The sequence below is a fragment of the Prevotella communis genome, from assembly GCF_022024175.1.
In the GTDB taxonomy this organism is placed as follows: Bacteria; Bacteroidota; Bacteroidia; order Bacteroidales; family Bacteroidaceae; genus Prevotella; species Prevotella communis.
The window spans coordinates 2,797,175-2,822,083 of record NZ_CP091794.1 but is presented as its reverse complement, the minus strand read 5'-3'; the positions used below and the strand labels follow the sequence as shown (position 1 = coordinate 2,822,083).

The 24,909-nt window shown below is 44.0% G+C and carries 17 protein-coding genes; 14 read left to right on the top strand and 3 right to left on the bottom strand.

Going from position 1 to position 24,909, the window contains the following annotated elements; genetic code table 11:
• Window positions 1-56 precede the first annotated feature (56 nt).
• The 9 genes from L6466_RS11410 (at window position 57) to L6466_RS11370 (ending at window position 15,522) form a co-directional block, all read left to right on the top strand.
• Entirely contained in the window at window positions 57-1,457 is a 1,401-nt protein-coding gene (locus L6466_RS11410; RefSeq protein ID WP_237802809.1) for a sialate O-acetylesterase, read from the top strand.
• A 29-nt stretch (window positions 1,458-1,486) separates the two neighbouring features.
• A complete protein-coding gene (locus tag L6466_RS11405) occupies window positions 1,487-3,565 on the top strand; it encodes a bifunctional carbohydrate acetyl esterase/feruloyl esterase (RefSeq protein ID WP_237802811.1) in 2,079 nt (692 codons plus the stop codon).
• Between the two features lie 1,090 nt (window positions 3,566-4,655).
• On the top strand, window positions 4,656-6,242 hold the full coding sequence (locus L6466_RS11400) for a hypothetical protein (protein WP_237802815.1): 1,587 nt from the start codon (window positions 4,656-4,658) through the stop codon (window positions 6,240-6,242).
• 117 nt (window positions 6,243-6,359) lie between these two features.
• Entirely contained in the window at window positions 6,360-6,743 is a 384-nt protein-coding gene (locus tag L6466_RS11395; protein ID WP_237802817.1) for a hypothetical protein, read from the top strand.
• Window positions 6,744-6,876: 133 nt separating this feature from the next.
• Entirely contained in the window at window positions 6,877-9,591 is a 2,715-nt protein-coding gene (locus L6466_RS11390) for an RICIN domain-containing protein (protein ID WP_237802819.1), read from the top strand.
• Window positions 9,563-11,197 (top strand): O-antigen ligase family protein, encoded by a 1,635-nt coding sequence (locus tag L6466_RS11385; RefSeq protein ID WP_237802821.1) that lies wholly within the window; start codon window positions 9,563-9,565, stop codon window positions 11,195-11,197. Before L6466_RS11390 ends, L6466_RS11385 begins: the two co-directional genes overlap by 29 nt.
• Window positions 11,198-11,252: 55 nt before the next feature.
• Entirely contained in the window at window positions 11,253-12,005 is a 753-nt protein-coding gene (locus tag L6466_RS11380) for a hypothetical protein (RefSeq protein WP_237802823.1), read from the top strand.
• Window positions 12,006-12,116: 111 nt separating this feature from the next.
• Window positions 12,117-13,619, top strand: a complete 1,503-nt coding sequence (locus L6466_RS11375; protein WP_237802825.1) for a leucine-rich repeat domain-containing protein — start codon at window positions 12,117-12,119, stop codon at window positions 13,617-13,619.
• Window positions 13,620-14,169: 550 nt separating this feature from the next.
• On the top strand, window positions 14,170-15,522 hold the full coding sequence (locus L6466_RS11370; protein ID WP_237802826.1) for a leucine-rich repeat domain-containing protein: 1,353 nt from the start codon (window positions 14,170-14,172) through the stop codon (window positions 15,520-15,522).
• Between the two features lie 459 nt (window positions 15,523-15,981).
• On the opposite strand, the gene L6466_RS11365 is transcribed toward L6466_RS11370, so the two are convergent.
• The 3 genes from L6466_RS11365 to L6466_RS11355 all read right to left on the bottom strand — a co-directional run bounded on the left by L6466_RS11365 (window position 15,982) and on the right by L6466_RS11355 (window position 18,214).
• Entirely contained in the window at window positions 15,982-16,623 is a 642-nt protein-coding gene (locus L6466_RS11365; protein ID WP_237802827.1) for a cytidylate kinase-like family protein, read from the bottom strand.
• 80 nt (window positions 16,624-16,703) lie between these two features.
• The gene (locus L6466_RS11360; RefSeq protein ID WP_237802828.1) at window positions 16,704-17,471 is read right to left on the bottom strand and encodes an ABC transporter ATP-binding protein; all 768 of its coding nucleotides are present in this window, start codon (window positions 17,469-17,471) and stop codon (window positions 16,704-16,706) included.
• Window positions 17,468-18,214, bottom strand: a complete 747-nt coding sequence (locus L6466_RS11355) for an MlaE family ABC transporter permease (protein WP_091815325.1) — start codon at window positions 18,212-18,214, stop codon at window positions 17,468-17,470. The genes L6466_RS11360 and L6466_RS11355 overlap by 4 nt, the downstream gene beginning before the upstream one ends.
• A 112-nt stretch (window positions 18,215-18,326) precedes the next feature.
• Between L6466_RS11355 and lptB the strand changes: the two genes are divergently transcribed.
• From lptB to recQ, 5 genes are all read left to right on the top strand, one after another.
• On the top strand, window positions 18,327-19,115 hold the full coding sequence (lptB, locus tag L6466_RS11350; RefSeq protein ID WP_091815321.1) for an LPS export ABC transporter ATP-binding protein: 789 nt from the start codon (window positions 18,327-18,329) through the stop codon (window positions 19,113-19,115).
• A gap of 116 nt (window positions 19,116-19,231) precedes the next feature.
• Window positions 19,232-20,590, top strand: a complete 1,359-nt coding sequence (tig, locus tag L6466_RS11345; RefSeq protein WP_237794922.1) for a trigger factor — start codon at window positions 19,232-19,234, stop codon at window positions 20,588-20,590.
• A gap of 106 nt (window positions 20,591-20,696) precedes the next feature.
• The gene (clpP, locus tag L6466_RS11340; RefSeq protein WP_237794925.1) at window positions 20,697-21,359 is read left to right on the top strand and encodes an ATP-dependent Clp endopeptidase proteolytic subunit ClpP; all 663 of its coding nucleotides are present in this window, start codon (window positions 20,697-20,699) and stop codon (window positions 21,357-21,359) included.
• Between the two features lie 57 nt (window positions 21,360-21,416).
• The gene (gene clpX / locus L6466_RS11335) at window positions 21,417-22,664 is read left to right on the top strand and encodes an ATP-dependent Clp protease ATP-binding subunit ClpX (protein ID WP_237802829.1); all 1,248 of its coding nucleotides are present in this window, start codon (window positions 21,417-21,419) and stop codon (window positions 22,662-22,664) included.
• Window positions 22,665-22,682: 18 nt separating this feature from the next.
• Complete coding sequence (gene recQ / locus L6466_RS11330; RefSeq protein WP_237802830.1) at window positions 22,683-24,869, top strand: DNA helicase RecQ; 2,187 nt, start codon at window positions 22,683-22,685, stop codon at window positions 24,867-24,869.
• Window positions 24,870-24,909: the final 40 nt, after the last annotated feature.

Sequence of the window (24,909 nt, the reverse complement as noted above, 5' to 3'; positions counted from 1 at the left end):
TAACTTCTTAACTCCTTAACTCCTAAGAGAGTGATCAAATACGAAACTTGAAGAAAATGAAACGTTTATTCATTATATGTGCTTTGATATCTCTTCCTGCTCTGCGGATGATGGCCGAGGTAGATCCTAATTTCTATATCTATATCTGTTTCGGACAGTCAAACATGGAAGGAAATGCCCAACCAGAGACTATAGATAAGACGGGTATCGACAATCGTTTCCGCCTGTTGGCCACCTGTAACTTCTCCAATCCCTCACGTACCAAAGGCAACTGGTACAAGGCCACGCCTCCATTGGTCAGCCCTAATGGTGGACTTGGTCCTACCGATTATTTCGGACGTATGATGTGCGAGTCGCTGCCCGACAGTATCCGTATCGGTGTGATTCCCGTAGCTATGGGTGGTAGTCCTATTCAGATGTTTGACAAGGACTTGTATCAGCAGCAGTTGCAAGCTCATCCTGGTGATTGGTGGGCTACGCTGGCCAAGAACCATTATGGTGGTAATCCTTACGGACGTATCATAGAGATGGCTAAGAAGGCACAGACGGTGGGTGTCATCAAGGGTATCCTGCTGCATCAGGGATGCTCTAACTGTGGCGACCCCAACTGGCCCGGCATGGTGAAGAAAATCTATAATGACATGCTGACCGACCTGAACCTTGGTGCTGATAGCGTGCCCCTGTTCGTTGGTGAGGTTGAATATGCAGGTGCTGGTACCAATGCCGAGAGTGGTGGCTGTGCCAGTCATAACACGCAGGTGGCCCGTATACCCTCTGTCATTCCTACCGGTCATGTGGTGAGTGCAAAGGATTGTCCAGGTAATAATGCGGATCCATGGCATTTCAGTGCCTACGGCTATCGTAAACTGGGTGCCCGCTATGCTGGTGAGGCATTGTATACTTTGGAGCAGCATCTCCCGTATTTCTCGTTCCATAATTATATGTTTACGCTGAATAAGCATTGTACCTTCGATGATGCTTCCCGTACATTGACGGCAAAGACTACAGGCGTTGGTTCTGCATACTGGGAGTACCCGCATCTGGCCGATTGGTCTGCTTTCAAGTATCTTGTCATCAAATTGAAGGAACCGGCAGATCCTGCTGCTGAGGTATGGATATACAAGAAAAACAGTATTGGCTGTCGTGAGATTTTCAATGACCGTGAGACGATTGTCATCGATATTCATCATGCGAAATATAGCGCCACGGAATTGGATCCCTCTCTGATTTCCAAGATGCTGTTCCGTTGTCCAAAGGGAACTAAGATTGTGTTTGACGATATTTTCCTTTCCAATGATGAGCAATACAATCCTAATCCTACTGCCATCAATGGTGTAGAGACCGACGATAATGCTTTCCGTGCACCGCTCTATTCGCTCGACGGACGTCTGGCTGAGCCCAGGAAACTGAAGGCTGGCATCTATATCAATAAGGGCAGGAAAATTCTTGTTAGATAATTCATTCAAACCATTTATTAATAACTATTATGAAGATTAATTCTCTAAAAACCTTGACGATGGCAGCCCTTCTGTTGGCACTGCCATGTAGCGCGTCTGCCCAAAAGAAGGCAGTCGCGAAAAAGACGAAGGTGAGCACCATTCGTCAGGCTGCAGCCGAGAAGGTGGCGCAGCCCGATCCTAATTTCTACATCTTCCTTTGTTTCGGACAGTCTAACATGGAGGGAAATGCCCGTCCAGAGGCTGTTGACCTGGAGAGTCCAGGTCCTCGTTTTCTGCTGATGCCCGCTGTTGACTTCCCTAATAAGGGACGCAAGATGGGTGAGTGGTGCGAGGCTTCTGCGCCTTTGTGCCGTCCTAATACTGGCTTGACACCTGTCGACTGGTTCGGTCGTACCATGGTGGCTTCTACGCCCGATAATATTAGGATCGGTGTGATCCACGTTGCTATTGGCGGTATCGATATCAAGGGCTTCCTGCCCGACAGCATTGAGAACTATGCCAAGAATAAGGCTCCACAGTGGATGAAGGGCATGCTGGCTGCTTATGATAACAATCCATACGAGCGTCTGGTCACGCTGGCCAAGAAGGCTCAGAAGGATGGTGTCATCAAGGGTATCCTGATGCATCAGGGCGAGACTAATACAGGCGACCCGAAGTGGGCCGGCATGGTGAAACAGGTGTACGAGAACCTCTGTGGCGACTTGCAATTGAAGCCCGAGGAGGTGAACCTCTATGTGGGAAATATCGTGCAGGCTGGTGGTAAAGGTGTCTGCATCGGCTGCAAGAAGCAGATTGACGAACTGCCCAATACTATCCATACCTCTCAGGTTATCTCTTCTGATGACTGCTCTAATGGTCCCGACCGTCTGCATTTCGATGCTGCCGGCTATCGTGAGCTGGGTTGCCGTTATGGTGAGGCCGTAGCCCGTCATCTCGGTTTCGAGCCTAAGCGCCCCAAGAATCTGCCTGTAGCTATTAAGAAAATGGTGGTCCCTGCCGATGCCATTACAGCCGAGAATGCTATTCCTGGCAACGAGTTCCCCAAGGTTGACAGTCAGCGTCGTGCTTATTTCCGCATCCAGGCACCTCAGGCCAAGAAGGTCGTTGTGGATATCTGCAGCAAGAAGTACGACATGCAGCCTCAGGGCAATGGCGTCTTCATGGCTGTTACCGATCCTCTGCCCGTAGGCTTCCACTATTATTTCCTGAATATCGATGGCGTGAACTTCATTGATCCCGCTTCTGAGACCTATTTCGGTTGCAATCGCGAATGCGGTGGTCTTGAGGTACCCGAGGGACCTGAGGGCGACTACTACCGTCCGCAGCAGGGCATCGCCCATGGTCAGGTGCGCAGCATCTACTACTTCAGCGAGCATTCTCAAATCTCAAACCTCAAATCTCAAACCTCAAAAGGCGAGTGGCGCCACGCTCTGGTTTATACCCCAGCAGAGTATGAACTGGCAAAGAATGCCAAGAAGCGCTATCCTGTGCTCTATCTGCAGCATGGCATGGGCGAGGGCGAGACCAGTTGGATGCTTCAGGGTAAGATGCAGCACATCATGGACAATGCTATTGGCAAGGGCGAGGCCGTGCCAATGATTGTGGTCATGGAGAGCGGTGATATCAAGCAGCCCTTCGGTGGTGGCAACAACCAGGCTGGTCGCAGCGAGTATGGTGCTTCTTTCTATCCCGTACTGCTCAACGACCTGATTCCTTATATCGATGCCAACTTCCGCACCAAGACCGATCGTGACAACCGTGCTATGGCAGGTCTCTCATGGGGTGGTCATCAGACCTTCGATGTGGCTCTGACCAATCTGGATAAGTTCGCATGGATTGGTACCTTCAGCGGTGCTATCTTCGGTCTCGATGTGAAGACCGCCTACGATGGCGTATTCGCCAATGCCGATGAGTTCAATAAAAAGGTGCACTATATGTATATGAACTGGGGATCAGACGACTTCGTCAACAGTCAGTCAATCGTTGACGGCCTCCGTCAGCTTGGCATCAAGGTTGACTCTTCTGTCTCTCAGGGCACAGGTCATGAGTTCCTCACCTGGCGCCGCGGCCTCCATGAGTTCATTCCTCATCTGTTTAAGAAGTAAGAGTTTATTTTTTTTCTTTACAATTTATCCCAGCTACATTTTCCGTGGCTGGGATATTTTTTTTGCAAAAAACTATAATACCCTCAAAAACTTCACTCGAGTGAATTCATCGATTGAGTTAACTCAATTCATGAAATCAATCGGCTCAATTCACGATTTGAGCTATATATAGTAAGATATCCGTCGAGGCCCCGCCGCAGAACATGAGACAGGTACCAGTCCCCGACTGACTCAGCCTTCGGACCTCTTCTCTCTTACATCTTACCTCTTCCTTCTTACATCATCCCTCAGCCATACTCTAGCCATACTCTAGCCTGCTTCTAGCCTTACCCTAGCCATACTCTAGCCATACTCTAGGCTGCTTCGTGAGTGCTCCACGGAGCAGCCTAGGAGCAGCCTAGGAGCAGCCTAGGAGCAGAGTGATTGCTGCCTAAGAGCAGGCTAGAAGCTGAATTAGTACTATAATACCCTTAAAAACCTCACTCGAGTGAAATCATCGATTGAGCTGAATTCATGAAATCACCCGGGTCAATTCATGAATTCAGCTATATATAGTAAGATTACCTGTTTTTTGTGCTATTTTTCTACCAAGATTCTTGTATCTACAGCGATGATGTCGTCGCTATATCTGTCTGCAGATACCAAAGGGGCAGTATATCGACAACGCTGGCGAGATAGACTATGACCAGCTCTATGCACAGGTGAAGTCCATTAGTTGTGTGCAGATACTGGAAATCATTCATGAGACGTTCAGTTCTGTGGGCGTAAGCCAGTCCCCGACTGACTAATTTTTTCTTTACAATTTATCCCAGCTACATTTTCCGTGGCTGGGATATTCTTTTTGTGCAAAAACAGCCCCCAAAATTTGAGTTAACTCATTTTGTCGATTGAGTTAACTCAAACGATGAATTGAGTTAACTCAAATCATGATGTCAATTAACTCACCTGGAATTGATGTTTTTTGAAAAAAGTCTCAGTTACATTTGCATGATAAAAAGATTTTACCTATCTTTGCAGCATGCAACGGATTAATCACCTCCTAATCATATTATTCTGCATAGCTGTTTGGGCATGCAATGACCATCAGCAGATGCTGAGCCAGCTTGAAGAACTGGAACGACAAAACCTTGCCGACTCCCTGATGACCAACGACTCGTTGGCCATAAACCTCTGTGATTATTTCGACAATCATGGTACTCCCAACGAGCGCATGCGTGCCCACTATATGCTGGCACGCACCTATACAGATAGAGGAGAAGCTCCGCAGGCGCTGGAAGAGTTTATGAAGTCAATAGAGAGTGCGGACACTACAGCTGCTGATTGTGATTTCTCTAAACTGTCGAGGGTCTGTGGACAAATGGCCCAGTTACTTTTTGAAAATAATCTTCCAAGAAATGCGATATCTGTTTTCAAGGATGCATATCATTATTCATCTAAAGCCGGTGAAGGGGCTGTTGCAGTAGAATATTATGCACAACAAGCTCGATGTTACTATGACCTCAACCTTCCTGACAGTAGCTTTCTAATCGAAAACAATGCCATACGCATGTTTCAAGAGTATGGCGATACACTTTCCGCAAATACAGAAAAAGGGCCTGTCTCATACTTTTTAGCGAAGAAAGGTAACTTTTCACAAGCAAAAGCCTATATAGATAGTTATGAATTTCACTCCCATCTTAACAAACAAACAATTGAGCAGAATGAAAACTGGAAACTGCTTTATTATTATAAAGGTGTCTATTATCTAGGGATTGCAGAATGCGATTCTGCACTATACTATCATTATAAAACCCTTTATACAAGTAAGTCACCCAACAATCTGGCGTTAGCTTGCAAAGGATTATACGAGACCTATGCCATGTTGCATAAGAATGATTCTGTTGCAAAGTATGCCCTCCTTTATGCTTCAAATATTAAAAAAGAAACAAATACTTCTTCTACTGCCGCCTTGCTGAGCATTCAACATCTATACAACTATCACTCCTATAAATCTGCAGCAGAAAGTAAAGCCATAGAAGTTATGAGGTCAAAACAAAGAAATGTGATCCTGCTGTTATTCCTCTTAATAGCCTTGACAGTTTCTGCATACGTATTCTATCGGCTTAGAAAATACATAAGATTGGTGAAACAAAGAATCCGTGCGAAATATGCCTCTGATATTCATGAGTATAGTGTGGTTAAAGACGCTTTACGAGAAGCTAAAGGCAAGAATGCTTTTCACGAACATCTTGCTATTCGGGCTCAGTCAAATTTAGAAGACTTCAAAAAAGACATAGAGAATACGCAGAATAAATATTCTGAAGAAGATTGTTGGGGACTTTCAGATGTATTGCAGAATTCTTCCATCGTGAGGCATTTAAGAGATAAAGCTGCAAAGGGTGAAAAGCCCACAGATCAGGAATTGGTAGAGTTTCGTAATAAGGTCTCATTGTTTCTTCCTGAAACTTTAACTACGCTTTTTATGAAAAAAAAGGGTATTTCTACAAAAGAAAAGTATATCTGCCTTTTCGTTTTTGCACGTTTCTCTCCAAAAGAGATATGTATTCTCATGGGTACGAAGTCTGCAAATCTCTCAAATACCCGAAAAAGACTCAATGGGAAACTATTCGGTTCTAACGGTAGTGCAAAGGAGTTTGATGAAAAAATTCTGAGTTTTCCACAAATTTCACATTTGTAACTTATTGATATTTTGAAGTTTGCGATTTTGTGAACTTTGTGAGGCGGATTCCCGAGGTTCTTTTCTTTCTTTTTTATATCTTTGCATCTAAAAATAATAACTAAAAACTAAAAAGATATGAAAAAGATTGTTTTTGCATTGCTTCTGTGCATGCTAAGCCTCAGTGCTTTTTGTCAGTCATCTGTTTCTCTAGGAGGCACTCCAATAGAATGGCAAATTAAGAAGACTGATAATCCTGTAAAAGGAGGGGGCTCCGTTCATAAGGCTCCTGCAAAGCTTCCAACCCCTCCAGAGGCAACACTTTTAGAAAATGTTTTAAACTTTCTTGATTCTCACGCCGAATACACCTTATATATTATAAGTGAGGATGGCGAGGAAGTGTACGAAGCTCTTGTCCCAGAAAATACATCAACCATAACCTTACCATTAAATCTTTCAGGAGAGTACGAATTGCAACTTGTTCGTGGTGAGTATTGTTTCTATACGAATGTAATATTATAAATTATTTAGCGTTCCTCGTTTGTTGGATCTTGCCTGCGTGTTTATGATGAAAACAATAAAGATTCATACTATTATAATTGTTTTACTGTTTGTTGCCCTATCATGTGACAATGGCCTTAAGCGTGCCTTAGACATGTCAGGCAAAAATCGTGCAGAACTGGAAAAGGTATTGGAATATTTCAAGGATGATCCAGATCCATTGAAATATGAAGCGGCAAAGTTCCTGATTGAAAATATGCCGTCTCAATGCTATATGGATGGTGCTTCTGTGGATATGATGGATTCCATATTCATCAGTGCAAGTGGTGAAAGTCAGAATGTCCGGACTAGGTATTTCAATGATTCCGCATCGAAAATACATGCTTCACAAGCGGATATGTCCTATGATATCTCAGAGATGAAGGCCGACTATCTAATCAAGGCCATCAATGAAGCGTGCGATATGTGGGAGCGTTCCACATGGAAAGACGATTACGACCGTTCATTATTCTTTGAATATGTCCTTCCGTATCGTCTGTGCCAAGAGAAGCCTAGTGACTGGCGTGCATCTGTGACTGATGCATTCCCAATGTTTGACAAGGACATCGTTATGTCCAGAAGAGGAATACAATTAGAAGCAGAAGATGCCCAAACCAGTGAATGTGACATAAAAGAGTATGGCGGCGCATCAAATGGTAAAGCAAACATGATGTATCCTGGAAAGTCATCCCTGACTTACACAATAGAATCGGAGCGACAGACTCAGAAACGCCTGATATTGAGATATTCTTCAACGGCTCATCACCTGACAGCCGTAGTCACTCTTAATGATGTTGCGGTAGATACCCTCCATCTGGCTCCAACTCGCAACATAGAGTCATTCTCTGAGAAATGGTTCAACGAGGCGATATCAATCAGAAAAGGTAAAAATGTGATTCGTATCATGAGCGCTTCAGATACGATATGCGTGGATTATATCCAACTTGGAGCTTTGGAAAAATTCCGTCACGAGGACCTGAAGGATTTCTCGACTTCTTATTACAATATTTTAAATAAGGAGTCTGGACGTTGCATTTCCTTTGATACGACAAATGTTTCAACAAACAATGTCGTACACCTGAAACCTTATTCCTCATCGGATAAGACACAACTTGTCAGATTGGATTATTCTGGATATCCGTTGTGGAGAATAGGCTATTACAAAAAGGATTCTACAGATTTTTGTTTTCAGATGGAATTTGGCACCCCACGCACACTCTGCTCCGGGACACCTGTTACCATTGGTGAATATGTAAAGAAACCTATTGATCAGTGGCTTTTTATACCTCTTGGTGGTGATGTCTATCGCATAATGAACAAACATACGGGCTTCTTTCTTGACATGCATAAAGATAAGGAAACAGGTGTTGAGATTCTTGTCCAGAGTACCTATTCGGAGCGTGACTCCCAGAAATGGATACTCAAGAGGCAGGGAGCCAATGAATATGCTGAAGAATTCTTCAAGCCTAGATCTGCTTTTTCTGAGGCCATGCGAGTGTTTGACCTGACACACCAGTTTGAATATTATATCTATGGTAGTCCATATGGTACAAAAGGAAGTTCCCTGTTTAGGACTAAAAGTGGTAAGTGCGCCGATGAGACGAGTTTCTCCATCTATCTCTGCCGCTATCTAGGCATTCCTGCTGCCTATGACTTTACTCCGCACTGGGGTAATCGTAGTAGCAGTCATTCTTGGAGTGTCTTAATCGATAAAAACGGAAAGGGCGTACCATTCTATATGGGTAACTTCCCAGGTGATACGGCCCACTATTTCCATTCGTATATCAAACCGAAGGTGTTTCGCTATCGCTATAGTCTCAATAAGCAGATGGTGAAGGACATGAAATATGAGCGGTCAATCCCACAAGTCTTTGAGCGTCCTCACTATACAGATGTTACAGATGAATATTGCAAGACAGTCGATGTTGAGCGTCAGGTGCCTGAGAAATCTAAAGATAGGAAGGTGGCATATATCTGTGTGTTTGACAACCGAGACTGGGTGCCTGTTCATTACGGCAAGATATGTGGCGGAAAAGTGACGTTCACATCCATGGGATGCGGCATCGTATATATGGCTGGCTTTTATGAAGATGGTATAATAGTTCCTTTTGGCAATCCGTTCCTTATAGACAAGGATGGCAAGGTAACGGATATCGTTTCCAATGTGAAAAAGACGATAAGTATGAAATTGCTGAGAAAATATCCGTTTATGGGTGCTCAGGATTATTTTAACAGCCGCATGAATGGTGGTCAGTTTCAGGCTTCGAACAAGCAGGATTTCTCGGATAGTGTGGTGTTACATACACATAAGGGCATCACCAATGGTAACTGGTATGATATTCCTGTCACCTCGCAACAGAGATTCAAGTATCTGCGCTATATGGGTGGAAAAGGCTCGCATTGCAATATCAATGAATTGGAATTCTATGATTCCGAGGGCAAAAAGATAGAAGGACAGATTATTGGCACAGAGGGTGAAGGATGGGCACGAAAGGAGAATGTTTTTGACGGTAATATCCTGACAGGCTTTGGCGGCATTAGCCCTGATGGTAACTGGGTAGGACTCCAATTAGACAAACCGGCTCAGATATCTCGAATAAAGTATATTGGCCGTAATGACGGGAACTGTGTTGAGGTTGGCGATAAATATGAGTTGTATTATTGGAGTGCTAGTGGCGACTGGGAGCTACTTGGCTCAAAGAAGGCCACAAGCAACTCTCTTGTTTTCTCTGATGTCCCATCTGGTGGACTCTACATCCTGAAAGATATAACCAAGGGTGTCGAGGAACGTATTTTTACGTATGAGAACGGGAAACAGATATGGTGGTAACGATAATAAGGAAGGCGTTATGGAATCAAGGTCTATGAATGTTTTTTTTAGAATTATTTTAAAAATGGGAATTGCTATAATTTGCATGTCCTGTTTTTGCGCACCAGTGTATTATTTTACTGATAGTTATTATTTGCCAAAATTTTATCTATTTGTTATAGGTGCATCTTTTTTTCTTATTTCGTTATTTTTAATTGAACCAAAAGAAGGAATTGTTGAATGTCTGTCAGATTATTTAAGTCAGATCTATATAATTTTTATAATTATGGCAGAATGTGAGTGTGCATACATTATGACTAAAATACTCATCTATGGCCGAAGTTTAATTGGGGAATTTGGAACATTTGACAATCCTGCAGGTCTTGCATTAACGCTTAGTATTGCCATCTCAATGATAATTACTCTCTTATTTAAAACAAATAAGTGGAGGATAAAGTTCCTGCTTTATGTGGGGAGTATTCCTGTCGTTTCTATTCTACTAATAACCAATTCAAGAACGGGGCTTATTTGTCTAGCATTAAATGTTATAATTCTATTTTGGTTCTTAATTCATCGATTCTTAAATTATAGGACTTTTTGTAAGGTGTTTTTCTTGCTAATAGCAGCAGTATTATTCCTGTCCGTTGTATCATATGTAACAAGTATTAAGTCAGACTCTACAATAGGACGTAGATTTATACTTGAGCAATCATTTTCTATGATAGAGAAGCATCCTATTGTAGGATACGGTTCTAATGGATTCCAAAGTGAGTACATGCTACAACAAGCTAAATTCTTCAGAGAGAATCCAAATAGTATCTATGAAAATAATGCAGATGAAGTGCGATATCCAATGAATGAATTTGTGTATATATGGATAAACTATGGAATAGGTGGATTACTCTTGTTAGTGTCAGTATTTCTTTTTCCATTAATTCTTTTTCTTTGTAAGAAAGGAATAATGATACAGAAGAGTTTGTTTCTTTTAATTCCTGTATTGTTGTTTAGTTTTTTTTCTTATCCTTTCCATTATCAGTCATCATGGCTTGTACTGTTATTGGTTTATTCTCCGATAATTCTTCTTATTAGTAAGAAAATTTCGATATCATTCAATAGTCGAATATGTTCTGTATTTTTAGTTGAAATATTATTTATTCTATATTTGTCTGTTGACATCTATCATGAATATCAATGGGGGATGGCAGAGAAATTGTCGTTCAGAGGCTATCATCAAGAAGCCCTTAGTAAGTATGGTAGTTTACATGAATATTTCCATGGCAATAGGTTCTTCTTATATAGTTATGCAATGGCTGCTTTTATGAGTGGTGATATGCAAACAGCACATCGTGTAATCAGTGAATGTGGTCAATATTGGAATGGTTATGCCAGAGAATTGCTTTCTGGAGATATTTGTTTGTATATGAATGAATACGAAGAAGCTTCAGGACATTTTAACGAGGCACACTTTATGTGTCCTGTGCGTTTTGCACCACTTGAAGGATTGTATAAAGTATATGATTTGACAGATAACGACTTTAAGAAAGATTCTATTGCTAAATTAATTGCTACAAAATACGTCAAGGTAGAATCAAACGATGTCGAAAGAATAAAGGAAACTTGCAAGTAAACATATTGTCTCACAAAACGAGATGTTTTATTAACTTAAATTAATTATTAATCAAATGAAAAAAAATTTTTTTGTTCGCAGTTTATGTTCTGCAATCGCTGTTATGTCTGTAACGGCAGTTGTCGTTAGTTGTAGTAACGATGATGACTATGAGTTTTTTGACGAACAACCTTACACATTGGCTTCTGTTACTCGTTCTGTAATGTATCCAGAGGTAGGTGCTGAGAATCGCAAATTCTTGCAGTATTCTAATTGTGGATTATGGAGTGTAGCTATGATGTGTGGTGATGCAGATAATTATACATACCAAGGTGCTGTGTTATCTGCTGCTAAGTCGGCAATAGATTGGAATGAAAATGAGAATATGGAAAATTTGAAGAATAAGAATAATGTTCGTGCATTAAAGGGAAATGATATTCTTTCTGTTTGTAATAAGATGAGGGAAGTTAATGATAATGCAAGTGGATTCCAAAAAATCTCAAACTTGGACCAGAAATTGCCAGACGCATTTGAAGATAATCCTACAAAAGCTCAACAAATTGTTGATAGTTTAAAGAATTCTTCCAATGGAAAAAAAATTAAAGGAGTAATGGTCGGAGTTGAAGTTTGGGATGCTGAAAAGAAGAAAAAAGTGGATCATTGGATTTCATTGGATAGGTTTGAAAAAAATGGAGATATGCAGGTGAGAGATCAGCTTACAAGTCAGCAATACCGTAACAGTGAACATTATGGCTATACCCAGTATTCCGATAGATACAAAACAAATTACTCAGTTTCTCGTGTAAAATGTGTTCTTTATAAGAAGTGATCTTTTATCTGTATAGATATGTATCAGGGCATTGTCCCTGATACTTTGGAGAAGTTGCTATTTGACCTTTTTGGTTTGTAAATGAGTTTTAGTATCAATAGAAATAATAATATGTATAGTAATATTTTTATCCAAAGAAGTGTCTTTTCACTTATCTTATTTTGTGTAGTTTCATTTGCAGGCTATGCAGATGATGGTGTTATCGTGGGTCAATTTTGCCTGACACCATGTTCTGATAATCCGTCGGAATATATCATCTCAATGAATAAGGAAGCAGTTATAGATAAAGGAAATGAAACCTTGCATGTTCCTTCGGAAATTAAAGATAAAGGGAAAACGTACAAAATTGTTCAGGTGGCACCAAAAGGATTCGTGAACTGTTGCTTTATAAAAGAATTGGTGATAGATGAGGGCATAGAGACGGTTGGAGGAATGGCATTTTATGGATGTTCTGACCTCCGTTCTGTTAGTTTCCCGTCTACTATATCATCATTGGGTGAATGCATCTTCTATAATTGCCCGGAATTACAAATTATTGAAGTAAATAAAGGAAATCCAGTTTTCGACTCCCGTGAGCAGTGTAATGCTGTTGTTCGAACGTCTGATGACGCCATTGAAATAGGTTGTGCAGGGACTACATTCCCCCAAAGTATATCCCAGATATCTAAAGGAGCTTTCTGTGGATGTACAGGCTTGATAAGTCTTAGCATTCCTAAATGGATAGAGGTTATTGAGGATTATGCGTTTTCCGATTGCTTCCGACTTGAAAAGATCGTCTTGCCAGAGGACGGCACATTACAATTCGGTCAGTCAACATTCGATGGCTGTTGCTCTCTTACATCGTTCAACCTTCCTGCTGGAGAATTTTATTTTTTCCAGAATCCCTTCACTAATTGTGAGAATCTTTCTTCCTTTACAGTTTCTCCTAAGAATAAAGACTATCGTGCCAATAAGGAGAAGAATGCCTTGGTAAGCATTGATGACTCGGTGCTGTTTGCCGGTTGTTACAATACAACCATCGGTAATGATATAAAGAGAGTATATGCTTCAGCCTTTAAGGGTTGCAGACGACTGACCAAAGTGATTATCCCTGCATGTGTGGAAAAAATAGATGCTGATGCTTTTTCCGGTTGCGTAAATTTGGTAAGCATATCTGTTGACAAAGACAATAAGTTCTATGATTCGCGCGAAGACTGTAACTGCATCGTTGAGTCTCAGTCAAACAAGATTGTCTGTGGTAGTCCTGTTGCTGTAATTCCCAAGAGCGTGAACTCGATAGGAAAATTTGCGTTTTGCGGTATGAATATGCCTGCAGTATTCCATATCCCGGATAATATACTGAAAGTGGAGGAATTTGCTTTTGGGGGCTGTAATGGCCTTAATCAGCTGATTATTCCCGCCAACACAGAACTGAAATATAATTCCTTCTATGGTTGTGCGTATTTGACGAGTGTTATATATGAACCCCAAAATAAATATATAAAGACAAGGAAGGATCTGACATTTATGAATTCACCATATATTTCCTGTAAAAGTCTGATGTCAATAAGTATCTCTGGAGAAAATGTTCCTGCTATAGAATACGGTCTATTTGTAGGTCATAAGGAAAAGTGAAGTTCAGTAAGAGGGCAACGTGACGGTATTGGATACTGGTTCCAGTCACTGCCTCTACTGACATCTTGATAGTTTAGAGGATGCTATACATTGTTACTTTTTTTGCTATGGGTAATATTCGCTGGCGTGTTTGAGATAACGCATCAGGATCAACATTATATTGTTCACTTCCTCTGTGATGACAGAACCATAATGAATAAGAAGAAAGGTAAAATGGAATATACTGTGAAGTGCTACAACGTAGAAGATTTAGAACCTGAGATACTGAAACGCTACGCCAAGCCGTAATGATAATCCTGGGATTGGCAGGACTTGCAAGCTACTCCTCTGAAGTAAGAGCCAGTCCTGCTGATCTTTTCAGCTATGTTTTATTTCCGTCAATAGCTAAAATAAATACAATATGTGTAGTAATATATCTGATATTCGGAGAAATATTTTTTTTATGGTGTCCTGTGTTTTCTCTATTGTTTGTTATTCGAACAATAGTGTTGCTATAGGTCAATTTTGTTTAACACCATGTTCTGATAAGCCATCGGAATATATCATCTCAATGAATAAGGAAGCAGTTATAGATAAAGGAAATGAAACCTTACGTATTCCTTCGGAAATTAAAGATAAAGGGAAAACGTACAAAATTGTTCAGGTGGCACCAAAAGGATTCGTGAACTGTTGCTTTATAAAAGAATTGGTGATAGATGAGGGCATAGAGACGGTTGGAGGAATGGCATTTTATGGATGTTCTGACCTCCGTTCTGTTAGTTTCCCGTCAAGTATATCATCATTGGGTGAATGCATCTTCTATAATTGCCCGGAATTACAAATTATTGGAGTAAATAAAGGAAATCCAGTTTTCGACTCCCGTGAGCAGTGTAATGCTGTTGTCCGAACGTCTGATGACGCCATTGAATTGGGTTGTGCAGGGACTACATTCCCCCAAAGTATATCCCAGATATCTAAAGGAGCTTTCTGTGGATGTACAGGCTTGATAAGTCTTAGCATTCCTAAATGGATAGAGGTTATTGAGGATTATGCGTTTTCCGATTGCTTCCGACTTGAAAAGATCGTCTTGCCAGAGGACGGCACATTACAATTCGGTCAGTCAACATTCGATGGCTGTTGCTCTCTTACATCGTTCAACCTTCCTGCTGGAGAATTTTATTTTTTCCAGAATCCCTTCACTAATTGTGAGAATCTTTCTTCCTTTACAGTTTCTCCTAAGAATAAAGACTATCGTGCCAATAAGGAGAAGAATGCCCTGGTAAGCATTGATGACTCGGTGCTGTTTGCCGGTTGTTACAATACAACCATCGGTAATGATATAAAGAGAGTATATGCTTCAGCCTTTAAGGGTTGCAGACGACTGACCAAAGTGATTATCCCTGCATGTGTGGAAAAAATAGATGCTGATGCTTTTTCCGGTTGCGTAAATTTGGTAAGCATATCTGTTGACAAAGACAATAAGTTCTATGATTCGCGCGAAGACTGTAACTGCATCGTTGAGTCTCAGTCAAACAAGATTGTCTGTGGTAGTCCTGTTGCTGTAATTCCCAAGAGCGTGAACTCGATAGGAAAATTTGCGTTTTGCGGTATGAATATGCCTGCAGTATTCCATATCCCGGATAATATACTGAAAGTGGAGGAATTTGCTTTTAGGGGCTGTAATGGCCTTAATCAGCTGATTATTCCCGCCAACACAGAACTGAAATATAATTCCTTCTATGGTTGTGTGTATTTGACGAGTGTTATATATGAACCCCAAAATAAATATATAAAGACAAGGAAGGATCTGACATTTATGAATTCACCATATATTTCCTGTAAAAGTCTGATGTCAATAAGTATCTCTGGAGAAAATGTTCCTGTTATAGAATACGGTCTATTTGTAGGTCATAAGGAAAAGTGAAGTTCAGTAAGAGGGCGGAGTGACGGTATTGGATGCTGGTGCCAGTCACTGCCTCTACTGACATCTTGATAGTTTAGAGGATGCTATACATTGTTACTTTTTTTGCTATGGGTAATATTCGCTGGCGTGTTTGAGATAACGCATCAGGATCAACATTATATTGTTCACTTCCTCTGTGATGACAGAACCATAATGAATAAGAAGAAAGGTAAAATGGAATATACTGTGAAGTGCTACAACGTAGAAGATTTAGAACCTGAGATACTGAAACGCTACGCCAAGCCGTAATGATAATCCTAGGATTGGCAGGACTTGCAAGCTACTCCTCTGAAGTAAGGGCCAGTCCTGCTGATCTTTTCAGCTATGTTTTATGATTGACGGCAAGGAGGAGCCTTTCTGGTTATTGCGTGGAAAGAAATGATGATAGTCGATGATTCCCCATCAGTCACAATCCCAGAATTATTCAATGAACATCAGAATCTGATTTGCAATCTGTTCCTCAGTCTTGCCTTCAGAATTGAAGACGAGGTCGTAGTTGCGGGTCTCGTAACGGGAAGTGCCAGTAAATCGCGTTACGTAATTCTCACGCATCCTATCCACCTTCTCGATAATCTTGCGGGCTTCGTCTTCAGAGATATTCTGTTTGGTGGCGACACGTGCTACACGGTAGGCCATCGGTGCCTGAATGAGAACGCTTAAATGATTCGGATGGTTTCTGAACACGAAGAAACCGCAACGGCCGGCAATGACGCACGACTCCTCTTTAGCAATCTCATGCAGAATCTCCGTCTCTGCCTTGAATACGTTTTCAGTAGTCAGCACATCAGGCTCCTTTTCATATTCTGTAAGACAGAATTTGCTGTCAATCAATCCATCGCCGACACCTACAACACGCTTGAAGCCTTCCCACCATCTGATCTCGCGTCCCTTCATCTTCTCAATCTCTTCGGCTGTGAGATTATACTTCTCTTCTAAAGCCTTGATTAAGGCCTTATCGTAGAAAGACACACCTAGCTTGTGGGCCAGGATTTCACCAATGGTGCGACCACCACTACCTAACTCACGATTAATAGTAATCACAAAATTCTCGTTCCTATTCATAATGCTATAGTACTTTTAGTTTGTTTTACTCTATTTTAAAAGAGGACAATCACGGAAAACGTGATGACGGGGGCATTTCTCTATGCTTTCTGTCCTGTTACTGCCTCGCGCATCTCTTTCAGCAGGTCGCTGGCGAAGATGAAGTCGGTGAGGCGCTTGTTGGTGCTGTTCATAATCTCTGATGAGACGCCCTGCCACTCTTTGTGACCTTCGTAGATAAAGACGATATTCTCGCCAATACCCATTACGGAGTTCATGTCGTGGGTATTGATAATCGTGGTCATGTTGAACTCCTGCGTGATGCTATGCAGCAGGTCGTCGATGACCAGCGAGGTCTTAGGGTCAAGGCCGGAGTTGGGCTCGTCGCAGAACAGGTATTTGGGGTTCAGCGAGATGGCGCGGGCAATAGCCACACGTTTCTGCATACCTCCAGATATCTCGCCAGGGAATTTGTGTTCGGCGCCAATCAGGTTTACACGGTCCAGACAATACATGGCGCGCTCCTTGCGCTCACGCAGGGTCATAGACGAGAACATGTCAAGCGGGAACATCACGTTCTCAAGGACGGAAAGGGAGTCGAAGAGGGCGGCGCTCTGGAAGATCATGCCCATCTCGCGGCGCATCTGTACTTTCTCTTGTTTCGACATCTGCACGAAATCGCGCCCGTCGTAGAGCACTTGTCCGCTGGTAGGCTCGAAGAGGCCCACGAGGTTTTTCATCAGCACGGTCTTTCCGCTACCGCTCTGGCCGATAATCAGGTTGGTCTTGCCATCCTCGAACACGGTGCTGATGCCTTTGAGCACCTCTTTGTCGTCAAATGATTTATATAGGTTCTTTACTTCGATCATGATAGTAGCTGCGTTAAGAAGATGTCACTAAACAGAATCAGCATGCTTGATGAGACAACGGCATCCGTAGAGGCCTTACCCACATTGACGGAACCGCCCTCGACTGTGTAGCCAAAGAAGGCGGGTACACTGCTGATGATGAAGGCAAAGAACTGACTCTTGATAATACTCATCCACAGGAACCAGGGGATGAAATCGTGCTGCAGACCAAGGGTGAGGTCATCGGGCGGCATGATATGTCCGATATAGGCTGTACCATAGGCTCCTACGATACCCATACCACTGGAGAAAATAACCAGGATGGGCATGATGGTGAGCAAACCGAGAATCTTTGGCAGGATGAGATAGCAGGCGGAGTTGACGCCCATAATCTCCAAGGCATCAATCTGCTGGGTGACACGCATAGTACCTATCTCTGAGGCGATGTTGGAGCCTACCTTACCAGCCAGTATCAAACACATGATACTGCTTGAGAACTCCAGCAGCATAATCTCGCGGGTGGTGTAGCCGGCAACCCAGCGCGGCATCCAGGGACTCTCGATATTGACCTTCATCTGGATGCAGATAACGGCTCCAATGAAGAACGAGATAAGCAGTACGATGCCGATAGAGTCGATGCCCAATTGCGACATCTCCTTAACATATTGCTTACGGAACATTCGCATGCGCTCGGGCATGGAGAATGTACGTCCCATCAGCATAATGTATTGTCCGAATGTGGTTAGTTTCTTCTGAATAAACATGTTCTACTGTCGTTTTGAACGGATGCAAAATTACAAAAAAAAATAGAAATGCGTCACTAATTATCAAAAGATTATTGTTTTTCGCTGAAATTTAGTACCTTTGTCCCCGATTATGGAAGAAGAAAGTATTGTATTGAGGACCGAAGGCCTCGTAAAGCGATATGGTAAGCGTACGGTGGTGAGCGATGTGAGTTTCCACGTGCGTCAAGGTGAGATTGTGGGACTGCTGGGACCTAACGGTGCTGGTAAGACCACTTCTTTCTACATGACTACCGGACTGGTGCTGCCTAATGGTGGTCATATCTATCTGGGTGACCATGAGGTGACCGACTATCCCGTGTATAAGCGTGCAAGGGCAGGTATCGGCTATCTGGCTCAGGAGCCCAGTGTCTTCCGTAAGATGTCGGTTGAGGACAACATCCTCTCTGTGCTGGAGATGACGGGAAAGCCCCGTGACTACCAGATGGAGAAGTTGGAAAGTCTGATTAGTGAGTTCCGTCTGCAAAAGGTGCGTAAGAACAAAGGTGACCAGTTGTCGGGTGGTGAGCGCCGTCGTTGCGAGATTGCCCGCTGTCTGGCTATTGAGCCGAAGTTTATCATGCTTGATGAACCTTTCGCCGGTGTGGACCCTATCGCCGTTGAGGATATCCAGTTTATTGTGTGGAAGCTCAAGGACAGAAATATCGGCATTCTGATTACCGACCATAATGTGGAGGATACGCTGTGTATCACGGACCGTGCCTACTTGTTGTTTGAAGGCCGCATTCTGTTCCACGGCACTCCAGAGGAACTGGCTGCTAATCAGATAGTACGTAAGAACTACCTTACAGACTCGTTCGTGCTGCGTCAGAAAGACTTCCAAAAGTTGGAAGAGGAGCGCATGAAGGAACGTGAAGAGTAAGTATTTCGTTCTTTATAACTGCGTTAAAAAATCGTAATTGTGCTATTTTTACGGCAATTATGAGTAATTTTGCACGCTCAAAATGGAATAATATAATAAATAAGGTATAAAAAGAGATGAACATTAAGTTTGAAAGTGCCGATAAAATCAATGGTCTGATGACTATCAGCATTGAGCAGGCAGACTATCAGGAGGCTGTTGACAAGAAGTTGAAAGAGTATCGCAAGAAGGCTCAGGTACCCGGATTCCGTCCTGGCATGGTGCCCATGGGCTTGATCAAGAAGCAGTATGGCACAGCCGTGAAGGTTGACGAGGTAAACCGCATTCTTGGCGAGAAGCTCTACGAATACGTTCGTGAGAACAAGATTCAGATGTTGGGCGAACCTCTTCCTAACGAGGAGAAACAGCAGCCCCAGGATTTGGCTGGCGACGGTCCCTTTGAGTTCGTATTTGACATTGCTGTCGCTCCCGAATTCAAGGCTGAGCTGACTGGCAAGGATAAAGTGACTTTCTACAACATCAAGGTTGACGATAAACTGATTGACGATCAGGTTCAGATGTATGCTTCTCAGGCTGGTGAGTTTGTTGAGGCTAAGGAGTGGAGCGGCAACGATACCCTGAAGGGTGACATCCGTCAGCTGGATAAGAAGGGCAATACCCTCGAGGGTGGTATCACCGTTGAAGGCGGTATGATTATGCCTTCATACGTTAAGGGTGAGGACGAGAAGAAGAAGTTCGACGGCGCTAAGCTGGGCGACATCATTACCTTCAACCCCAAGAAGGCTTATCCCGATAACGATGCAGAGGTTGCTGCCCTGCTGAAGACCGACAAGGAGGCTGTGAAGGACCTGGATGCAGACTTCAGCTTCCAGATTACTGAGATTCGTCACTTCCAGCCTGCTGCCGTTGACGCTAAGCTCTTCGAGAAAGTGTTTGGTGAGGGTGTGAAGGATGAGGCTGACTTCCGTCAGCGCATCGCAGACAGCCTGAAGGGTCAGCTGGTTCTGAACAGCGACTTCAAGTTCCTGCGTGACGTTCGCGCGTACGTAGAGAAGAAGGTAGGCGATCTGCAGTTCCCCGAGGCTCTGCTGAAGCGTGTGATGCTGAACAACAATAAGGATAAGGGCGAGGAGTTCGTGGAGAAGAACTTCAAGGCTTCTATCGACGAGTTGAAGTGGCACCTCATCAAGGAGCAGCTTGTTGCTGCTACTGGGATTAAGGTGGAAGATGCCGACCTGAAGGCTGTGGCTAAGGATGCTATCCGCGCGCAGTTCGCTCAGTATGGTATGACCAACATCCCCGAGGATGTGCTGGACAACTATGCAGAGGAGCAGCTGAAGAAGCGTGAGAATGTGGAGAGCTTCGTAGAACGTGCCATCGATGTGAAACTCACTCAGGCCCTGAAGGGTATCGTGAAGTTGACAGAGAAAGAGGTAACTCTCGATGAGTTCAACAAAATGATGCAGGAAGCATAAAAGAAGATTTTTTTAATTCTTTAACCAAAAATAAAGTCGGGATGTTTTGCGTCTCGACTTTTTTTTGTAATTTTGTATTTATAAAACACGAAAGATAGGTATAGATATGAACGATTTCAGAAAATATGCAACTCAGCACCTGGGCATGAATGGCTTGGTGCTCGATGATGTGATGAAGACTCAGGCACAGTATATGAACCCATATATCCTGGAGGAACGCCAGTTGAACGTGACCCAGATGGATGTCTTCTCGCGCTTGATGATGGACCGCGTGATTTTCCTTGGTACGGAGGTGAACGACTATACGGCTAATGTGCTGCAGGCACAGTTGCTTTATCTCGATGCTAACGACCCTGGCAAGGATATCAACCTCTATATCAATTCTCCTGGCGGTAGTGTGTATGCAGGACTGGGTATCTATGACACCATGCAGTTTATCTCGTGTGACGTGGCTACTATCTGTACGGGTATGGCTGCTTCGATGGCTGCCGTGCTGCTCGTAGCTGGCCAGGAGGGAAAGCGTTCGGCTCTGCCTCATAGTCGTGTGATGATTCATCAGCCTCTGGGAGGTGTACAGGGACAGGCTTCTGATATCGAGATTGAGGCCCGTGAGATCCAGAAGTTGAAGAAGGAACTCTATACCATCATAGCCGACCACTCTCATACCGATTATGAGAAAGTGTGGAATGATTCAGACCGTAACTACTGGATGACGGCTGAGGAGGCACGCGAGTATGGTATGATTGACCAGGTGCTGACGAGAAAGTAATTAAGAGTTCTTGGCGGAGCCAAGCGGCGAAGCCGAGCGAAGAATTAAGAGTTAAGAGTGAAGAAAGTATGTAATTTTTGCGGCCGTTCTGAACGTGAGGTGCGTTTGCTGATCACGGGTATCAACGGTTATATATGTGAGGATTGCTCACGCCAAGCCTATCAGATTGTAAAAGAGTCGGGCTTGCTTGAAAGCAATAAAGAGGTAAGTGGGGATAGCGACAGTAAAAAGGCTGCCAAAGAGAAGAAGATTCCTAAGCCTCGTGAGATTAAGGAGTATCTGGACCAGTATGTTATCGGTCAGGACGACGCTAAGCGCTTCCTGTCTGTGGCCGTGTATAACCACTATAAGCGTCTGCAGCAGAAAAAGGACGATAAGGATGGCGTGGAGATTGAGAAGTCGAACATCATCATGGTGGGCTCTACGGGTACAGGTAAGACCCTTCTGGCCCGTACCATTGCCAAACTGCTTGACGTGCCTTTTACTATTGTGGATGCTACGGTGTTTACAGAGGCCGGTTATGTAGGCGAGGATGTGGAGAGCATCCTCAGTCGTCTGCTTCAGGTGGCCGACTATAAGGTAGATGCTGCCGAGCGTGGTATCGTGTTCATTGACGAGATTGACAAGATTGCCCGTAAGGCCGATAATCCTTCCATCACGCGTGACGTGAGTGGTGAGGGCGTGCAGCAGGGACTCTTGAAACTGCTTGAGGGAACGATGGTCAATGTGCCCCCTCAGGGCGGCAGGAAGCATCCTGATCAGGAGTATATCCACGTGGACACAAGGAATATCCTGTTTATCTGCGGTGGCGCCTTCGATGGTATCGAACGTAAGATTGCACAGCGCCTGAATACCCACACGGTGGGTTATAACTCTGTGCAGAACGTGCGTAAGATTGACAAGGATGATCTGATGAAATATGTACAGCCTCAGGACTTGAAGTCCTTCGGACTGATTCCTGAGATAATTGGTCGTCTGCCAGTGCTCACTTACCTGAACCCCTTGGACCGTGCTGCCTTGGAACGTATCCTGACGGAACCCAAGAACTCTATCGTGAAGCAGTATGTCAAACTGTTTAAGATGGATGGGGTTGACCTGGTGTTTACGCCTGAGGCCCTGCGCTTCATCGTGGATAAGGCCGTGGAGTATAAACTCGGTGCCCGCGGTCTGCGCTCTATCGTAGAGAGCGTGATGATGGATGCTATGTTTGAGGTGCCCTCAAAGAAAGTGAAGAAGTTTGAAGTGACAGAAGACTATGCCCGTGAGCAGCTTGACAAGAGTGCTTCACTGGCTGTCATGAACTAAATCCTGACAATACAGCCTATGACATACGATAAAGGTGAACTGTTAGACGCGCTGAAGCGTTATTTTGGCTTCGACTCCTTCAAGGGAGACCAAGGGGCCATCATACAAAATCTGCTCGAAGGTCGTGACACCTTCGTGCTGATGCCTACAGGTGGCGGTAAGTCGCTCTGCTACCAGTTGCCATCACTGCTCATGGATGGCGTGGCCATCGTGATATCGCCACTGATAGCCCTGATGAAGAACCAGGTGGACTTCATCTCAAACCTGAGTGAGCATGAGGGAACGGCTCACTTCCTGAACTCGTCGCTGAACAAGACGGCGATCGACCAGGTGAAGAAGGATATCCGCGAGGGAAGGACGAAACTGCTCTATGTGGCTCCTGAATCTCTCACAAAGGAGGATAATGTGGAGTTCCTGAAAACGGTGAAGATCTCGTTCTATGCAATTGACGAGGCTCACTGTATCTCTGAATGGGGACATGACTTCCGTCCGGAATACCGTCGTATCCGTCCGATCATCAACGAGATTGGTGTGGCACCTGTTATTGCCCTGACTGCAACAGCAACGGATAAGGTACGTACGGATATCAAGAAGAGTTTGGGTATTGTTGATGCGACTGAGTTTAAGAGTTCGTTCAACCGTCCTAACCTGTACTACGAGGTACGTCCCAAGACCAAGGATATAGATAAGGATATTGTACGCTTTATCAAGCAGCATCCTGGAAAGAGCGGTATCATCTATTGTCTTTCAAGAAAGAAGGTGGAGGACCTGGCTGACGTATTGCGTGCCAATGATATCAAGGCAGCAGCATATCACGCAGGACTGGATAGTGGTACGCGTTCGCAGACACAGGATGACTTCCTGATGGAGCGTATCGATGTGATTGTGGCTACGATAGCCTTTGGTATGGGTATCGATAAACCCGACGTGCGTTTTGTGATTCACTATGATATCCCCAAATCTCTGGAGGGCTATTACCAGGAGACTGGTCGTGCCGGACGTGACGGAGGTGAGGGTATCTGTCTGGCTTTCTACAGCTATAAGGACTTACAGAAACTGGAGAAGTTCATGGAAGGAAAACCTGTGGCTGAGCAGGACATTGGTCGCCAGCTGCTGCAGGAGACGGCTGCCTATGCCGAGACATCGGTCTGTCGTAGAAAGATGTTGCTGCATTATTTCGGTGAGCAATATGATAAGGACAACTGTGGCAACTGTGACAACTGTCTGCATCCGGGCAAGAAGATTGATGCCAAGAACCAGTTGGTCATTGCGCTGAAGGCTATCCTGGCTATCAAGGAGAATTTCCGCACGGACTATGTCATTGATTTCATTACGGGCCGTGACACCAATGAGATTGTGGCGCACAAGCACCAGAATCTGGAGGAGTTTGGCTCTGGTGAGGATGAGAATGAGAAGATATGGAATCCCGTGATTCGTCAGGCGCTGATTGCCGGCTATCTGTTCAAGGAGGTAGAGAACTACGGCCTGCTGAAGGTGACTGCGGCTGGCAAGAAGTTTATCAAGAACCCCACAACCTTTATGGTGGTTGAGGATCATGAGTTTAGTGAGGATGAGGAGCCGGCAGTACCCGAGGGTGGTGCAAGTGCACTGGATCCTACGCTCTCGGCCATGCTGCATGACCTGCGTAAGAAATGGTCACGTAAGTTGGAACGTCCGCCTTATGTCATCTTCCAGGACGTGTCGCTGGAACAGATGGCTACTGAATATCCCGTGAGCCTTGAGGAACTGAAGAATATCCAGGGTGTGGGTGATGGTAAGACGCGCCAGCCTTATGCGAAGGAGTTCGTGGATCTGATTAAGCGCTACTGCGAGGAGAACGAGATAGAGCGTCAGTCGGACCTGCGTATCCGCACAAAGGCTAAGGACTCTATGCGTAAGCTGAAGATATTGCAGAATATCGACCGCCGTATCGCCCTGGATGATATTGCCAATGCGCTGGGTATCGACTTCGAGGAGTTGCTTGATGAACTGGAGGGTATCGTGCTCTATAGTGGTAACAAGATTAATATCGACTATTTCCTGAATGATATCATGGATCCGGATGATGTGAGCGATATGTGTGACTATTTTGCAGAGCAGGAGACGGATGACCTGGAGGCTGCCTTTGAGGAATTCGGTTCTGATTTCTCGGAGGACGAGATTCGTCTGGTTCGCATCAAGTTTATCTCTGATATGGCAAACTGATATGTCTGATTCTATCTGAAACAAGATATAGGCTCCCGGA

Excerpts from the sequence above, each read along its gene's own strand:
- L6466_RS11375 (WP_237802825.1), top strand. The coding sequence starts at position 12,117 with ATGTATAGTAATATTTTTATCCAAAGAAGTGTCTTTTCACTTATCTTA.
- L6466_RS11405 (WP_237802811.1), top strand. The coding sequence starts at position 1,487 with ATGAAGATTAATTCTCTAAAAACCTTGACGATGGCAGCCCTTCTGTTG.
- L6466_RS11385 (WP_237802821.1), top strand. The coding sequence starts at position 9,563 with ATGAGAACGGGAAACAGATATGGTGGTAACGATAATAAGGAAGGCGTT.
- L6466_RS11365 (WP_237802827.1), bottom strand. The coding sequence starts at position 16,623 with ATGAATAGGAACGAGAATTTTGTGATTACTATTAATCGTGAGTTAGGT.
- L6466_RS11410 (WP_237802809.1), top strand. The coding sequence starts at position 57 with ATGAAACGTTTATTCATTATATGTGCTTTGATATCTCTTCCTGCTCTG.
- lptB (WP_091815321.1), top strand. The coding sequence starts at position 18,327 with ATGGAAGAAGAAAGTATTGTATTGAGGACCGAAGGCCTCGTAAAGCGA.
- L6466_RS11390 (WP_237802819.1), top strand. The coding sequence starts at position 6,877 with ATGTCAGGCAAAAATCGTGCAGAACTGGAAAAGGTATTGGAATATTTC.
- L6466_RS11355 (WP_091815325.1), bottom strand. The coding sequence starts at position 18,214 with ATGTTTATTCAGAAGAAACTAACCACATTCGGACAATACATTATGCTG.
- L6466_RS11395 (WP_237802817.1), top strand. The coding sequence starts at position 6,360 with ATGAAAAAGATTGTTTTTGCATTGCTTCTGTGCATGCTAAGCCTCAGT.
- tig (WP_237794922.1), top strand. The coding sequence starts at position 19,232 with ATGAACATTAAGTTTGAAAGTGCCGATAAAATCAATGGTCTGATGACT.
- L6466_RS11380 (WP_237802823.1), top strand. The coding sequence starts at position 11,253 with ATGAAAAAAAATTTTTTTGTTCGCAGTTTATGTTCTGCAATCGCTGTT.
- L6466_RS11360 (WP_237802828.1), bottom strand. The coding sequence starts at position 17,471 with ATGATCGAAGTAAAGAACCTATATAAATCATTTGACGACAAAGAGGTG.
- recQ (WP_237802830.1), top strand. The coding sequence starts at position 22,683 with ATGACATACGATAAAGGTGAACTGTTAGACGCGCTGAAGCGTTATTTT.
- clpP (WP_237794925.1), top strand. The coding sequence starts at position 20,697 with ATGAACGATTTCAGAAAATATGCAACTCAGCACCTGGGCATGAATGGC.
- L6466_RS11400 (WP_237802815.1), top strand. The coding sequence starts at position 4,656 with ATGCTGAGCCAGCTTGAAGAACTGGAACGACAAAACCTTGCCGACTCC.
- L6466_RS11370 (WP_237802826.1), top strand. The coding sequence starts at position 14,170 with ATGAATAAGGAAGCAGTTATAGATAAAGGAAATGAAACCTTACGTATT.